The organism is Streptomyces sp. NPDC053673 (genome assembly GCF_055585225.1).
This window is the reverse complement of the sequence record NZ_JBVJKN010000006.1, coordinates 255,384-271,321: the sequence shown is the minus strand read 5'-3', so window position 1 is coordinate 271,321 and position 15,938 is coordinate 255,384. Positions and strand designations below refer to the sequence as shown.

General features: G+C 72.3%; 10 protein-coding genes. 7 read left to right on the top strand and 3 right to left on the bottom strand.

What is annotated here, in order from left to right; translation table 11 throughout:
- Positions 1 to 143 precede the first annotated feature (143 nt).
- From ACZ6ZQ_RS12415 to ACZ6ZQ_RS12405, 3 genes are all read right to left on the bottom strand, one after another.
- The gene (locus ACZ6ZQ_RS12415) at positions 144 to 1,604 is read right to left on the bottom strand and encodes a glutamate synthase subunit beta (RefSeq protein ID WP_469768475.1); all 1,461 of its coding nucleotides are present in this window, start codon (positions 1,602 to 1,604) and stop codon (positions 144 to 146) included.
- Complete coding sequence (gltB, locus tag ACZ6ZQ_RS12410; protein ID WP_469768474.1) at positions 1,597 to 6,186, bottom strand: glutamate synthase large subunit; 4,590 nt, start codon at positions 6,184 to 6,186, stop codon at positions 1,597 to 1,599. Before gltB ends, ACZ6ZQ_RS12415 begins: the two co-directional genes overlap by 8 nt.
- Positions 6,187 to 6,608: 422 nt before the next feature.
- The gene (locus tag ACZ6ZQ_RS12405) at positions 6,609 to 7,337 is read right to left on the bottom strand and encodes a VIT1/CCC1 transporter family protein (protein WP_469768473.1); all 729 of its coding nucleotides are present in this window, start codon (positions 7,335 to 7,337) and stop codon (positions 6,609 to 6,611) included.
- 222 nt (positions 7,338 to 7,559) lie between these two features.
- Here ACZ6ZQ_RS12405 and ACZ6ZQ_RS12400 point away from each other — a divergent pair, with 222 nt between their 5' ends.
- From ACZ6ZQ_RS12400 to ACZ6ZQ_RS12370, 7 genes are all read left to right on the top strand, one after another.
- Positions 7,560 to 8,555 (top strand): ADP-ribosylglycohydrolase family protein, encoded by a 996-nt coding sequence (locus ACZ6ZQ_RS12400; RefSeq protein WP_469768472.1) that lies wholly within the window; start codon positions 7,560 to 7,562, stop codon positions 8,553 to 8,555.
- Complete coding sequence (locus ACZ6ZQ_RS12395) at positions 8,552 to 10,006, top strand: ADP-ribosylglycohydrolase family protein (protein ID WP_469768471.1); 1,455 nt, start codon at positions 8,552 to 8,554, stop codon at positions 10,004 to 10,006. Before ACZ6ZQ_RS12400 ends, ACZ6ZQ_RS12395 begins: the two co-directional genes overlap by 4 nt.
- Before the next feature lie 155 nt (positions 10,007 to 10,161).
- Positions 10,162 to 11,331: an ADP-ribosylglycohydrolase family protein gene (locus ACZ6ZQ_RS12390; RefSeq protein WP_469768470.1), complete on the top strand. Its 1,170-nt coding sequence runs from the start codon at positions 10,162 to 10,164 to the stop codon at positions 11,329 to 11,331.
- Positions 11,328 to 12,728, top strand: coding sequence for an ADP-ribosylglycohydrolase family protein (locus ACZ6ZQ_RS12385; RefSeq protein WP_469768469.1), 1,401 nt, complete (start codon positions 11,328 to 11,330; stop codon positions 12,726 to 12,728). The genes ACZ6ZQ_RS12390 and ACZ6ZQ_RS12385 overlap by 4 nt, the downstream gene beginning before the upstream one ends.
- Positions 12,725 to 13,633: a ribokinase gene (gene rbsK, locus ACZ6ZQ_RS12380; RefSeq protein WP_469768468.1), complete on the top strand. Its 909-nt coding sequence runs from the start codon at positions 12,725 to 12,727 to the stop codon at positions 13,631 to 13,633. The genes ACZ6ZQ_RS12385 and rbsK overlap by 4 nt, the downstream gene beginning before the upstream one ends.
- Positions 13,634 to 13,760: 127 nt before the next feature.
- On the top strand, positions 13,761 to 14,993 hold the full coding sequence (locus tag ACZ6ZQ_RS12375) for a CaiB/BaiF CoA transferase family protein (protein WP_469768467.1): 1,233 nt from the start codon (positions 13,761 to 13,763) through the stop codon (positions 14,991 to 14,993).
- Entirely contained in the window at positions 14,990 to 15,829 is an 840-nt protein-coding gene (locus ACZ6ZQ_RS12370) for an HpcH/HpaI aldolase/citrate lyase family protein (protein WP_469768466.1), read from the top strand. The genes ACZ6ZQ_RS12375 and ACZ6ZQ_RS12370 overlap by 4 nt, the downstream gene beginning before the upstream one ends.
- Positions 15,830 to 15,938: the final 109 nt, after the last annotated feature.

The following is a 15,938-nucleotide window of genomic DNA, read 5'->3' as shown; positions in this document are numbered from 1 at the left end:
TCGGAGCCGTCGTCACAGCCGCAGTGACGAGTCGCAGCCGCACTGCTGACACGCCGCGGCGCCTGCCCTTGTCCGGTCGGGGACTGGGCAGGCGCCGCGTCTGTTCCGTACGCCGTTGTACGGGCAGTATTCGGGGGTGGGGCTCAGACCATCAGCGCGCGGTCCGTCGGGCGGATCGGCGCGGGCAGCTCGCTCGCACCCGTCAGGAAGCGGTCCACACCGCGCGCCGCCGAGCGGCCCTCGGCGATCGCCCAGACGATGAGCGACTGGCCACGGCCCGCGTCGCCGGCGACGTAGACGCCGTCCACGTTGGTGGCGAAGTCCGCGTCGCGCGCGACGTTGCCGCGCTCGTCCAGCTCCAGGCCGAACTGCGAGACCAGACCGTTCTGGACGTCCGTGCCGGTGAAGCCCATGGCCAGGGTGACCAGCTGGGCCGGGATCTTCCGCTCCGTGCCCGGCTTCTGGGTGAGCTTGCCGTCGACGAACTCGACCTCGACGAGGTGCAGGGACTGGACGTTGCCGTCCTCGTCGCCCTCGAAGTGGGTGGTGGAGACGGAGTAGACCCGCTCGCCGCCCTCCTCGTGCGCGGACGTGACCTTGTAGAGCATCGGGAACGTCGGCCAGGGCTGGTGGCCCGGACGGTCGTCGCCCGGACGCGGCATGATCTCCAGCTGGGTGACGGAGGCCGCGCCCTGGCGGTGGGCCGTGCCGACACAGTCGGCGCCGGTGTCGCCGCCGCCGATGACCACGACGTGCTTGCCCTCGGCGGTGATGGGCGGGGCCACGTAGTCGCCCTCGACGACCTTGTTGGCGAGCGGCAGGTACTCCATCGCCTGGTGGATGCCGTTCAGCTCACGGCCCGGCACCGGCAGATCGCGGGCGGTCGTGGCACCGGCGGCGATGACGACGGCGTCGTACCGGCGGCGCAGCTTCGTCGCGTCGATGTCACGGCCGATCTCCACGCCCGTGCGGAACTTGGTGCCCTCCGCGCGCATCTGCTCGATACGGCGGTTGATGTGCCGCTTCTCCATCTTGAACTCGGGGATGCCGTAGCGGAGCAGTCCGCCGATGCGGTCGGCGCGCTCGTACACGGCGACGGTGTGGCCCGCCCGGGTCAGCTGCTGGGCGGCGGCCAGGCCCGCGGGGCCCGAGCCGATGACCGCGACCGTCTTGCCGGACAGCCGCTCGGGCGGCTGCGGCTTGACGTCGTTGGCGTCCCACGCCTTGTCGATGATGGAGACTTCGACGTTCTTGATGGTGACGGCCGGCTGGTTGATGCCGAGGACGCAGGCCGCCTCGCACGGGGCGGGGCAGAGCCGGCCCGTGAACTCCGGGAAGTTGTTGGTGGCGTGCAGCCGCTCGCTGGCGGCCTGCCAGTCCTCGCGGTACGCGTAGTCGTTCCACTCGGGGATCAGGTTCCCGAGCGGACAGCCGTTGTGGCAGAACGGGATGCCGCAGTCCATGCAACGCCCGGCCTGCTTGCTGATGATCGGCAGCAGGGAGCCGGGAACGTAGACCTCGTTCCAGTCCTTGACTCGCTCGCCCACCGGACGGGTCGTGGCGACCTCGCGTCCGGTGGTCAGGAAGCCCTTGGGGTCAGCCATTGGTCGCCGCCTCCATCATCTTCTCGGTGGTCTCCTGCTCGGAGAGACCGGCGAGCTCAGCGGCGTCCTTGGCGGCGAGCACTGCCTTGTACGTGGTCGGGATGATCTTGCTGAACCGGTCCACGGCCGCGGACCAGTCGGCAAGCAGCTTCTCGGCGACGGTGGAGCCCGTCTCCTCGTGGTGGCGGCGCACGACGTCGTGCAGCCACTGCTTGTCGGTGTCGCTCAGCGCCTCGACGGCGTTCACGTTGCCGACGTTGACGTTGTCCCGGTCGAGGTCGATGACGTACGCGATGCCGCCGGACATACCGGCCGCGAAGTTGCGGCCCGTCTCGCCGAGGACGACGGCGTGGCCGCCGGTCATGTACTCGCAGCCGTGGTCGCCCACGCCCTCGGAGACCACCAGCGCGCCGGAGTTGCGGACGCAGAAGCGTTCGCCGGTGCGGCCGCGCAGGAACAGCTCGCCGCCGGTCGCACCGTACGCGATGGTGTTGCCCGCGATCGTCGAGTACTCGGCGAGGTGGTCGGCACCGCGGTCCGGGCGGACGACGACGCGGCCACCGGAGAGGCCCTTGCCGACGTAGTCGTTGGCGTCGCCCTCCAGGCGCAGCGTGACACCGCGCGGCAGGAACGCGCCGAAGGACTGGCCGGCCGAGCCGGTGAAGGTGATGTCGATGGTGTCGTCGGGCAGGCCCGCACCGCCGAACTTCTTGGTCACCTCGTGACCGAGCATCGTGCCCACGGTCCGGTTGATGTTCCGGATCGCGACCTGGGCGCGGACCGGCTGGGCCTCCTCGGCGGAGGAAGCGGCCAGCGCGTCGGCGGCCAGCTCGATCAGCTCGTTGTCCAGGGCCTTCGCCAGGCCGTGGTCCTGCTCGACGAGCTGGTGGCGTGCGGCGCCGTCGGGCAGCTCAGGAACGTGGAAGAGGGGCTCGAGGTCGAGGCCCTGTGCCTTCCAGTGGTTCACGGCCCGGGCGGTGTCGAGCATCTCGGCGTGGCCGACGGCCTCCTGCAGCGTGCGGAAGCCCAGCTCGGCGAGGAGCTCGCGGACCTCTTCGGCGATGAACTCGAAGAAGTTCACGACGAATTCGGCCTTGCCGGAGAAGCGTTCCCGCAGGACCGGGTTCTGGGTGGCGATGCCGACCGGGCAGGTGTCCAGGTGGCAGACGCGCATCATCACGCAGCCGGAGACGACGAGCGGCGCGGTCGCGAAACCGAACTCCTCGGCGCCGAGCAGCGCGGCGATGACGACGTCACGGCCGGTCTTCAGCTGGCCATCGGTCTGCACGACGATGCGGTCGCGCAGGCCGTTGAGCAGCAGCGTCTGCTGGGTCTCGGCGAGGCCGAGCTCCCAGGGACCGCCCGCGTGCTTCAGCGAGGTCAGCGGCGAGGCGCCGGTGCCGCCGTCGTGGCCGGAGATGAGGACGACGTCCGCGTGGGCCTTGGAGACACCCGCGGCGACCGTGCCGACACCGACCTCCGACACCAGCTTCACGTGGATGCGGGCGACCGGGTTGGCGTTCTTGAGGTCGTGGATCAGCTGAGCCAGGTCCTCGATGGAGTAGATGTCGTGGTGCGGCGGCGGGGAGATCAGACCGACACCGGGCGTGCTGTGCCGGGTCTTGGCGATCCACGGGTAGACCTTCTGGCCGGGCAGCTGGCCGCCCTCACCGGGCTTGGCGCCCTGGGCCATCTTGATCTGGATGTCGTCGGCGTTGACCAGGTACTCGGACGTGACACCGAAGCGGCCGGAGGCGACCTGCTTGATCGACGAACGCCGCGCCGGGTCGTACAGGCGCTCCGGGTCCTCGCCGCCCTCACCGGTGTTGGACTTGCCGCCCAGCTGGTTCATGGCGATGGCGAGGGTCTCGTGCGCCTCCCTGGAGATGGAGCCGTACGACATGGCGCCGGTGGAGAAGCGCTTGACGATCTCGCTGGCGGGCTCGACCTCGTCGATGGAGATCGGCTCGCGTCCGCTGTTGAGGCTGAAGAGGCCGCGGAGCGTCATGAGCCGCTCGGCCTGCTCGTTCACCCGGTCCGTGTACTTCTTGAAGATGTCGTACCGCTTGCTGCGCGTGGCGTGCTGCAGGCGGAAGACCGTCTCCGGGTCGAAGAGGTGCGGCTCGCCCTCGCGGCGCCACTGGTACTCGCCGCCGATCTCCAGCGCGCGGTGCGCCGGGGCGATGCCGCTGGCCGGGTACGCCTTGGCGTGCCGGGCGGCGACCTCCTTGGCGATGACGTCGAGGCCCGCGCCGCCGATCTTGGTGGCGGTGCCGTTGAAGTACTTGTCGACGAAGGCCTCGTCGAGACCCACGGCCTCGAAGACCTGCGCGCCGCGGTAGGAGGCGACGGTCGAGATGCCCATCTTGGACATGACCTTGAGGACGCCCTTGCCGAGGGCGTAGATCAGGTTGCGGATGGCCTTCTCGGGCTCGATGCCCTCGATGAACGTACCGGCGCGCAGCAGGTCCTCGACGGACTCCATCGCGAGGTACGGGTTGACGGCGGCGGCGCCGTAGCCGATGAGCAGTGCGACGTGGTGCACCTCGCGGACGTCACCGGCCTCGACCAGCAGGCCCACGTGGGTGCGCTGCTTGGTGCGGATGAGGTGGTGGTGCACGGCGGCGGTGAGCAGCAGCGACGGGATCGGGGCGTGCTCGGCGTCGGAGTGCCGGTCGGAGAGCACGATCAGCCGGGCGCCGTCCTCGATGGCGGCGTCGGCCTCGGCGCAGATCTCCTCGATCCGGGCGGCCAGCGTGTCGCCGCCGCCGGAGACCCGGTAGAGGCCGGAGAGCGTCACGGCCGTCATGCCGGGCATGTCGCCGTCGGCGTTGATGTGGATGAGCTTGGCCAGCTCGTCGTTGTCGATCACCGGGAAGGGCAGGGTGACGCTGCGGCACGACGCGGCGGTCGGCTCCAGGAGGTTGCCCTGCGGGCCGAGGGACGAGTGCAGCGAGGTGACGAGCTCCTCGCGGATGGCGTCCAGCGGCGGGTTGGTGACCTGCGCGAACAGCTGGGTGAAGTAGTCGAAGAGCAGCCGCGGGCGCTCGGACAGCGCCGCGATCGGCGAGTCCGTGCCCATGGAGCCGATCGGCTCCATGCCGGCGCGGGCCATCGGCGCGAGGAGGACACGCAGCTCTTCCTCGGTGTAGCCGAAGGTCTGCTGGCGGCGGGTGACCGAGGCGTGGGTGTGGACGATGTGCTCGCGCTCGGGCAGATCACCGAGCTCGATGATCCCGGCCTCCAGCCAGTCCTGGTACGGCTGCTCGGCGGCCAGGGCGGCCTTGATCTCGTCGTCCTCGATGATGCGGTGCTCGGCGGTGTCGACGAGGAACATCTTGCCGGGCTGGAGGCGGCCCTTGCGGACGACCTTGGCGGGGTCGATGTCCAGGACACCGACCTCGGAGGAGAGGACGACGAGGCCGTCGTCGGTGACCCAGTAGCGGCCGGGGCGCAGACCGTTGCGGTCGAGGACCGCGCCGACCTGGGTGCCGTCGGTGAAGGTGACGCAGGCCGGGCCGTCCCAGGGCTCCATCATCGTGGAGTGGTACTGGTAGAAGGCGCGCCGGGCGAGGTCCATGGAGTCGTGGTTCTCCCACGCCTCGGGGACCATCATCAGGACGCTGTGGGGCAGGGAGCGGCCGCCGAGGTGGAGCAGCTCCAGGACCTCGTCGAAGGAGGCGGAGTCGGAGGCGTCCGGCGTGCAGATGGGGAAGATCCGCTCCAGCTTCTCCGCCTCGCTGTGTCCATTGTCGGCAGCGCCGAACGCGTCGCTGACCAGCTGCGACTCACGGGCGCGCATCCAGTTGCGGTTGCCCTTGACCGTGTTGATCTCGCCGTTGTGCGCGACGAAGCGGTACGGGTGGGCCAGCGGCCAGCTCGGGAAGGTGTTCGTGGAGAACCGGGAGTGGACGAGCGCGACGGCGGTGGCGAAGCGGCGGTCGGACAGGTCCGGGAAGAAGGGCTCCAGCTGTCCGGTGGTCAGCATGCCCTTGTAGACGATGGTGCGGGCGGAGAGCGACGGGAAGTACACCCCGGCCTCGCGCTCGGCGCGCTTGCGCAGCACGAACGCCTTGCGGTCGAGGACGATGCCCGTGGCCGTGCCGTCCGCGTCCGCGACGAAGAGCTGGCGGAAGACCGGCATCGTCGAGCGGGCGGTGGCGCCGAGGAGCTCGGGGGCGATGGGGACCTCGCGCCAGCCGAGGACGTTCAGGCCCTCCTCCGCGGCGATCGTCTCGATCTGTGAGACGGCCTGGTCCTGGGCGCCCTCGGGGATGAAGGCGATACCGACGGCGTACGAACCGGCCTCGGGAAGCTCGAATGCGGTGACCTCGCGCAGGAACGCGTCCGGGACCTGGAGAAGGATGCCGGCGCCGTCGCCCGAGTCGGGCTCGGACCCGGTGGCGCCTCGGTGCTCCAGGTTGCGCAGAACGGTCAACGCCTGCTCGACCAGCTCATAGCTGGCAACACCGGTGAGGGTGGCCACGAACCCGACACCGCAGGCGTCGTGTTCGTTACGGGGGTCGTACATCCCCTGCGGGGCGGGGCGACCGTCCATGGGCGACCAGGCGTAGGAACGCATCGGCTCTCCCGTCGTCGTCGTGGCATGTGGTGGTGCCGAGGGACGACGTTGGCCCTCCGCTGAAATTTCGTGCAGGTTACATGATGGAGTGAATCTCGGGTACCGGATAGCCCATTCCAACATGCGGACACCGCGATCTTGGGTCTGGTAGCGGTGCAGATGGGGCGGGACGGACAGGTCGACGTCAGATCGGTGTCCGCGATCCCGGATGCAGAGCAGGCTTCATTGCCCACGGCGCTTACGGCTCATGCCCGGTTGTCAGGGACTCGAAACCGCAACGTAACGGCTACTTATGTGGAGCCACGTATAGTGTCCCACCGAGTGCCGGGGTTTGGCACCGGGACGTACCTCACAGGGTACCGGGCGCGGGCCCGAACCGTCAGGACCGGACTCCGCGCAGGTCGCCGCAGGTCCCGCCGGGGTCAGACCGCCGCGCCGATGAGTGACCCGATTCCGTACGTCACGGCGGCCGCGGCACCGCCCAGCGCGAGCTGCCGCAGCCCGCTGAACCACCAGCCACGGACGGTCACCCTGGCGACCAGCGCACCGCAGGCGAAGAGCCCGAGGAGCGCCAGCAGGACCGCGGGCCACAGCGCGGTGGCGCCGAGCAGATACGGCAGCACGGGCACCAGCGCGCCCAGCGCGAACGAGGCGAAGGACGAGACGGCGGCGACGGCCGGCGACGGCAGATCGTCCGGGTCGATGCCGAGCTCCTCGCGGGCGTGGATCTCGAGCGCTTGCTCGGGGTCCCGGGACAGCTGCATGGCCACCTCGCGGGCGAGCGCGGGCTCGACGCCACGGGCCACGTACAGCGCGGCCAGCTCCTCCATCTCGTCGACCGGGTGCTTGCGCAATTCGCGACGTTCGACGTCCAGTTCGGCCTGGACGAGCTCGCGCTGCGAGGCCACGGAGGTGTACTCGCCGGCCGCCATGGAGAAGGCTCCGGCCGCAAGACCGGCGAGCCCGGTGATGACGATGGTCTGCTGGGACACGGCGCCGCCCGCGACACCGGTCATCAGGGCGAGGTTGGAGACGAGACCGTCCATCGCGCCGAACACCGCGGGACGCAGCCAGCCGCCGTTCACATCGCGGTGTGTGTGGTTGTCGCGGTGCGCCGCGTGAAGTGTCGCCTCGGTCTCGATGATGGACACAGCTCTCCCCTTGCTCCCAGGGCGGGTTCGTACATACGCCCCGCTCCCCCTCAACACCTCGAAAGTACGCGCGATGTAAGGGGCGCGCCAGCAAGGCAGGCTTTACTTACCTGATGGCAGGCGGGTGACACGGAGGTTCACCGCGCCGCACCCGGCGCCCCGCGTGGCAGAGATCCAGGAACAGGCCCAGTGCCGCATGAAGCCTCATAAAGGGGTGACGCGTTGGAGTGGATTGCATGCGATCGGGCCCGCGGCGCGCTTCTCGGACTGGCGGTGGGAGATGCGCTCGGGGCGCCCGCGGAGAACATGCGGCCGTCCGAGATCCGCCGCCGGTGGGGCCGGATCGAGGGCTTCGTGACCGAGAGTCCGGCCGGTACGGACGACACGGAGTACGCGATCTTCTCCGGGCTGTTGCTCGCCCGGCACGGGTCCGCCCTGGCCGTCGCGCATGTCGAGAAGGCATGGCACCACTGGATCGCCGACCTCGACGAGGGACCGTTCCGGGGGGCGGGCTTCAGCGAGCGGGGGACGCTGGAGAACCTCCGCCGCGGTCTGGCGGCCCCCATCACGGCCCAGCACCGGCACGCCTGGAGCGACGGGCTCGCCATGCGGGCGGCTCCCTTCGGCGTCTTCGCGGCGGGCCGCCCCGACGAAGCCGCGCGGCTGGTCGCCATCGACGGCTGCGTGAGCCACGACGGCGAGGGCATCTACGGTGGCCAGGCCGTGGCGGCGGGGGTGGCCGCGGCGATGGCGGGTGCCGGGCCCGCCGGGGTCATCGGCGCGGCGCTGTCCGTCGTCCCGATGGACTCGTGGACCGCACGCTCCATGCGGCGCGCGGTCGTCGCCGCGGAACGGGCGGAGCCCGACCCCCTCGGCCGCGAACGCACGGTCCGCTCCGCCGTCGTCATCGGCGGCTATCCCTGGACGGACCTCGCGCCCGAGGCGGTCGGCCTCGCCTTCGGTGCCTTCGCGGCGGCCCGCGGCGACTTCCGTACGTCCGTCCTCACCGCGGTCAACATGGGCCGCGACGCCGACACCACGGCGGCGGTCGCGGGCGCCCTCGCCGGCGCGATGTCCGGCGCCTCCGCCATCCCCCCGGACTGGGCAGCCGCGATCGGCCCCGTCCGCGGCAGCTGCCTGCCCTCGATGCGCGGCTACCACGTCCTCGACATCGCGGACCTCCTCACCCCGTACGACGACACCGAGGCCCCGTCATGACCCCCCGCCCCCTCGACCCCACCCCCGACCCCCCGGACCTCACCACCGAGACGCCCCCCGACTCCCCACCGGACCTGACCCTCGCGACGCCGCCGGACTCCCCTCCCGACCTCACCACCGAGACACCCCCCGGCTCCCCACCGGACCTGACCCTCGCGACGCCGCCGGACTCCCCTCCCGACCTCACCACCGAGACACCCCCCGACTCCCCACCGGACCTCACCCCGGGGACGCCGCGCGACCCGGTCGAGGCTCGTGCCGACACCGCGGCCCTCGGGAGCCCGATCGCCACGGCCACCGCCCGCAAGGCGCCGCGCCCCCAGCGCACCCGCGCCCGCGCCGGCGCCCGGATCGAGGGGCTGCTTCTCGGGCTCGCCGCCGGAGACGCCGCGGGGTGGCCCGCCGCGCGGCACCGAGCCGCGCGGATGCCCGAGTGGACGCGGCGGCTCACGCGCGAGCTCGACACGTTCGCCGAGCAGAACGCGACGACCACCCTCCCCGTCCCCATCGCCCTCAACCAGCCACCCGAACCCCTCCGCCTCGGTCCCTCCGACGACGCCGAGTGGGCCGCCTTCGCCGCCGAGACCGTGCTCACCGGCGCCGGTGAGCACTTCGACGGCCTCGACCTCGGCCGCCGTATGCGCGCCGCGGTCGACCTCGCCTGGAACTCCCTGGCCGGCAAGGTCGCCGCAGCCGCCGCCCGCGCCCCCGAGGTCGAGTCCGCCGTACTCCCCCTCCGCGCCCGTATCTCCGTACGCGCCGGCCTCGGCAACCTCGCCACCGGCCTGCGCCCACCCGCCACCGGTCACGACAACCCGCACTACTTCGACGACGCCGCCTGCGTCCGCGCCGCCGTACTCGCCGTCGTCCACCCCGGGCATCCACAGGCCGCCGCCGACCTCGCCGAGTTCGACGCCCGCTACACCCAGGACGGCGACGGCGTGCACGGCGCCCGGGCCATGGCGGCGGCCATCGCCACTGCCCTAGGCGGCGCGCACGTCGACACCGCCGTCGACGCCGCCCTCGCCCAGCTCCCGGACGCCACCGAGATCGGCCGCAACGCCCGGCACGCCGTCAAGCTCGCCAGGGACTGCGTCCACAGCGGAGCCGACGCCTTCTCCCTCGTCCCCCTCCTGGAGCATCAGATCGTCGACCACGTCTACAGCTACGGCATCGCCGCCGCCGAGACCGTTCCCGTCGCCCTCGCCCTCGCCACCGCCGCCCGCGGCGAGGTGTCCGGCGCGATCCCCGCCGCCGCGTGCCTGTCCCGCGTCGCCGACTCCGCACCCGCCCTCGCCGGGGCGCTGACCGGCGCGCTCGGCGGTGGCACGGCCGTACCCACGGCCTGGCGCGACGCCTGCCGCACCCTCGCCGGCTGTGCCCTCCCCCGCCTCGCCGGCACCGATCTCGTGGAACTCGCCGGTCTTCTCGCCCACACCGTGCGCCCGTAACTCGCCCCCGTCGGGCCCGTATCGGGACACAGGCCGAGGCACGGATCCCGACACGCAGCACGACACGGATCCCGACGCGGACCCCTGCGAATCCGGATACGAATCCCCGACTGAGCCTTCCCCGCCCGCACCCACCCCGGGTGGACAATTCCGACATGACACTCTCAGCGCTCCCGACGGTCACGACACTCGGCGACCGGATCACGGGCTGCCTCGTCGGCGCGGCGGTCGGCGACGCCCTCGGCGGCCCGGTCGAGGGGTACACCCCGGAGCAGATCGTGGAACGGCACGGCGGCCGCGTCCACGGCATCGTCGGCCCGTGGCACGGCGACGACTGGCGCACCGCCCGCCCCATCGCCCCGTACCACAAGGGCGACGGCCACGTCACCGACGACACCCTGATGGCCCACGCCCTCGTCCGCGTCTACGAGACCGTGCGCGACCACCTCGACGCCTACGCCGTGGCCGACCATCTCGTCCCCGACCTGATCTCCAACCCCCGCTGGATCCCGGAGCTGGAGGCCGAGGCGCTCCCGCTCCAGCGGGTCTTCCTCGCCGAGAAGTGGCTCGCCGCTCGCCTCCACTACGGCCATGTCGACCCGCGCGAGGCGGGCACCGGGAACATCGTCAACTGCGGCGCCGCGATGTACATGGCGCCCGTCGGCCTGGTCAACGCCGCGAACCCGGCCGCCGCGTATGCCGAGGCCCTCGACGTCGCGGGCGCCCACCAGTCCTCGTACGGCCGCGAGGCTGCCGGTGTGCTCGCCGTGGCGGTCGCCACGGCCTGCACCCCCGGCGCCACCCCCGCCACCGTCGTCGACGCCTGCCTCGCCGCCGCGAAGGACGGCACGCACTCGGCGATCGAGGCGGTCACCGAAGTCGCCTGCCGGTACACCGACTTCGAACCCGCCCTGCGCCCGCTGCGCGAGGCCGTCGCCCCCTTCGACACCGTCGGCCCCGACTACCGCGCCCCTTCCCTGGGCGCCCGCCGCCCCTCCCGGCTGCACGCCATCGAGGAACTGCCGGTCGCCCTCGGCATGCTGCTCATCGGCGAGGGCGACTATCGCCGTACGGTCCTCGGCTCCGTCAACTACGGCCGTGACTGCGACTCGATCGCCACGATGTCCGGAGCGATCGCAGGCGCGCTGTACGGCGAGGAGCCGATCCCGCCCGACTGGGTGAAGACGGTCGCGGAGGCCAGCCGACTCGATCTGCACGCCCCGGCACGGGCACTCACGGACGTCACGTACGAGGTCTTCGCCCGGGACAAGGAACGCCGCCGGGCACACGAGTCGGCCTTCGCCCGGCTGACGGACGCCCGATGAACCTCCGCCTCACCTGGGTCCAGCCCGAGGACCTGGTCGGCCATGAACTCCGTCAGGCCGAGGAGGACGGACGCGACGCCTCGCAGATCGCCCGCCGCTGGCGGAGGGCGGGCGGTACTCCCGCCCCGCCGTCGGCGGGCGCCTCCCCCGCGTGCGCGTCCCCACGACTGCGCACCCTGGCAACCCTTCTGCTGGACGAACTGGCCGAGCTGCCCAGCCCTTTGTCGGACTGTGAGCCGACGGACCTCCGGGCCGTCAGGGCGACGTGCACCGACTGGCCCCGTCCGGGTCCCGGCGGCTCCTCGCCGCGAGACGTGAGCGGCGACGCTCTCCTCCACCGGCTCCACGCCGCCTGGCTGGGCCGGGCCGCCGGGTGTCTCCTGGGCAAGCCCGTCGAGAAGCTCCCCCTCCACGCCCTCCGTGCACTCGCCCGCGCCGCCGGCAACTGGCCCCTCGGCACCTGGTTCACCGCGAAGGGCGTCCCGCCCGAACTCCTGCGGGCGCATCCCTGGAACCGCCGTTCCGCAAACACCTCTCTTGCCGAGAACATCGACGGCATGCCCGAGGACGACGACCTCAACTACCCCCTCCTCAACCTGCTGCTCCTCAAGCGGTACGGACGGACCTTCCGCACTGCCGACGTCGCACGGCTCTGGCTGGACGAACTCCCCGCCGGCCGTACCTTCACCGCCGAGCGCATCGCCTACCGCAACCTCCTGGCCGGTCTTGAGCCGCCGCTCACCGCCCGCCACCACAACCCCTTCCGTGAGTGGATCGGCGCCGCGATCCGGGCCGATGTCCACGGCTGGACCCACCCCGGCGACCCGGCCGCCGCCGCCGAGCAGGCCCATCGGGACGCGGTGCTCACACACACCGCGAACGGCGTGTACGGGGCCATGTTCATCGCGGCGGCGCTCGCCGAGGCGGCGACGGGCACCGCGGACGTCCACGAGTGCCTGCGCAGCGGCCTCCGCGTCGTACCGCCCCGCTCCCGCCTCGCCGCGGCCATCCGTTCGGGCATCGAGACGGCCACCGCGCACGCCGGCTTCGACACCGTCGTGGACCGTCTGCACTCCGCCTACGGCTCGTACCACTGGGTGCACACCGTCCCCAACACCGCCCTCCTCTGCGCCGCCCTCACCCATGCCGACGGCGACTTCGCCGGCTCCATCTGCCGTGCCGTGTCCGGCGGCTGGGACACCGACTCCAACGGCGCCACCGCCGGCTCCCTCGCGGGGCTGCTCGCCGGCCACCCGGACCGGCTGCCCGAGCGCTGGACCGCCCCGCTCAAGAACCGCCTCGCCAGCACCGTCGGCGGCTTCGACGGCATCGGCTTCGACTCGCTCGCCCACCTCACCCTCGCCCACACCACCTTGCGGGAGGACTCGCGCCCATGAGCGGCATCGTCGTGCTCGGCAGCACCAACATGGACCTCGTCGCGTACGTCGCGAAGGCCCCGCAGCGCGGTGAGACCGTCACGGGGCGCGAGTTCCGTACGGTCCCCGGCGGCAAGGGCGCCAACCAGGCCGTCGCAGCCGCCCGGGCCGGCGGCGACGTGTCGATGATCGGCGCCGTCGGCTCGGACGACTTCGGCGCCCGTCTGCGGGACACGCTCCAGCACTCCGGAGTCGACACCGATCTGCTGCGCACCGCCGAAGGCCCTTCCGGAACCGCGCACATCGTCGTGGACGACGAGGGCGGCAACGCGATCGTCGTCGTCCCCGGCGCCAATGGCACCGTCACCCGTCTGGGCCCCGGCGACGAGACCCTCATCGCCGGCGCCGACGCCCTCCTCCTCCAGCTCGAACTCCCCCTCAGCGGCGTGATCGCCGGTGCCGAGGCCGCCCGCCGCCACGGGGTGCGGACCATCCTCACCCCGGCGCCCGCGCAGCCCTTGCCGCCCGAACTGCTCGCCGCCACCGACCTGTTGGTGCCGAACGAGCACGAGGCCGCCGCTCTCGCCGGCACCACCGATCCGCACGCCGCCGCCGCGGCACTGCTCCGCCAGGTGCCCGAGGTGGTGATCACCCTCGGTGCCGCGGGCAGTCTCTACGCCGCCCGCGGCGCGGAACCCGTCACGGTCCCGGCCCCGCGCGTCCGCGCCGTCGACACGACCGCCGCGGGCGACACCTTCGTCGGAGCCCTCGCGGTGGCCATCGTCGAGGGCAGGCCGATGCCCGCCGCGATGGCCTGGGCCTCCGCGGCCGCCGCGCTCTCCGTCCAGCGCCCGGGCGCCTCGTCCTCCATGCCGACCCGCGGCGAGATCGACGCGGGAACGGAGGGCGTGACGACCGGCCGGTAGCCGCGGTCCCCGTACCGCGGTCGCCGTACCGCTGTCCCCATACCGCTGTCCCCGTACGAATCACGAGCAACGAGCACCGGACCCCGAGCCCACGCAAAGCCCCGCAGGAGCCTCGCAAGGAGCCCCCATGCACGACCCCGACGCCGACGGTGTCGCCGCCCGCCAGCACGCCGGAGACGGTCCGCTCGCCGGACTGCGCGTCCTCGATCTCGCCACTCTCTTCGCCGGTCCGCTCGCCGCGACGATGCTCGGTGACTTCGGCGCCGACGTCATCAAGGTCGAGCACCCCCGTAGACCGGACCCGTCACGCGGTCACGGTCCCGACAAGGACGGTGTCGGCCTGTGGTGGAAGCTGCTCGGCCGCAACAAGCGCACCATCACGCTGGATCTGTCCACGCCGGGCGGCCGCGAGACCCTGCTCCGGCTCGCCGCCACCGCCGATGTCGTCATCGAGAACTTCCGCCCCGGCACGCTGGAGAAGTGGCAGCTCGGCTGGGAGGAGCTCTCCTCGGCCAACCCCCGTCTCGTCCTGGCCAGGGTCACCGGCTTCGGTCAGTTCGGCCCGTACTGCCACCGTCCCGGCTTCGGCACCCTCGCCGAGGCGATGAGCGGATTCGCCGCCATCACCGGCGAACCCGACGGTCCGCCCACACTCCCTCCCTTCGGCCTCGCCGACTCGATCGCCGCACTCGCCACCTCCTACGCCGTCATGACCGCGCTGACCGCCCGCGCCGCCACCGACCGCGGCCAGGTCGTCGACATGGCCATCATCGAACCCATCCTCACCGTCCTCGGCCCGCAGCCCATCTGGTACGACCAGCTCGGCTACGTCCAGCCGCGCACCGGCAACCGCTCCGGCAACAACGCCCCGCGCAACACCTATCGCGCGGCCGACGGCACCTGGCTCGCCGTCTCCACCTCCGCGCAGTCCGTCGCCGAACGCGTCGTGCGGCTGGTCGGCCGGCCCGAGCTGGCCCGCGAGCCGTGGTTCGGGTCCGGCAGCGGCCGGGCGGAGCACGCCGACGTACTCGACGAGGCGGTGGGCGACTGGATCGCCCGCCACAGCCGTGACGAGGTGCTCGCCGCGTTCGACAAGGCGGAGGCCGCGGTCGCCCCCGTCTACGACATCCGCGACGTCATGGACGATCCCCAGTACCGCGCGCTGGACAGCGTCACCGAGGTCCCCGACGCGGAACTCGGTCCGATCCGTATGCAGAACATCCTCTTCCGCCTCTCCGAGACTCCTGGTGGCATCCGCTGGGCCGGCCGGCCGCACGGCGCGGACACGGAAGCCGTCCTCACCGAACTCGGGCTCACGACTGCCCGCATCGCCGCCCTGCGCAGCGAAGGCGCGCTATGACCCCCCTTGCTGTCACCCCCCGGGGCATCCACCCCCGAGGCCTTCCGCTCACGTGGCTGTACGCCCCCGGAGACCGGCCCGAAGTCGTCCAGAAGGCCCTGTCCTCCGGGGCCGACATCGTGATCGTCGACCTCGAGGACGCGGTCGCACCGCACCGCAAGGCGTACGCCCTCGAAGCGACCGCCGAACTGCTCGCCTCCCCCCAGCCCGTACCGGTCCATGTCCGCATCCACGCAGAGCGGGACATCACCGCGCTGGCCCCCCTGCCCGGCCTGTCGGCTCTGCGTATCCCCAAGGTGGCACACGCCACTGACATCCGGGGTCCGGCGAAGCTGGCACCGGGGACGGCGCTGTACGCGCTGCTCGAATCGGCGGGGGGCGTCGAGCACGCCTACGCCATTGCGACCGCCGATCCCGCCGTACGCGGGATCGCGCTCGGCGAGGCGGATCTCCGCGCGGACCTGGGGGTACGCAACGACACCGGCCTCGACTGGCCGCGCAGCCGCATCGTGGTCGCGGCCCGCGCGGCCGGACTCGCCCCGCCGACGCAGTCGGTCTACCCCGACATCCGTGACCTGGACGGCCTCGCGGCCTCCTGCGCCCATGGCCGCGCTCTCGGCTTCATGGGCCGGGCAGCCATCCACCCGCGGCAGCTCCAGGTCATCGAGCGGGCGTACCTGCCCAGCCCGGAAGAGGTGGAGGAGGCCGAGGAGATCATCAAGGCGGCGACGACGGACGCGGGTGCGCTGGCCCTCCCGGACGGCCGCTTCGTCGACGCGGCCGTGGTGGCGGCCGCCCACCGCACCCTGTCCCTCGCGGGCCGCGGCGTGCCATGACCCCGGACGTGTCCCCCCACGGCCCGGCGCGGCCGGTGCCGGGAGCGCCCGGCCGCCACCGCGGGCAGCGGCGGACCGGGCACGCACCGGCAGGGGCGCACGGCCCTGG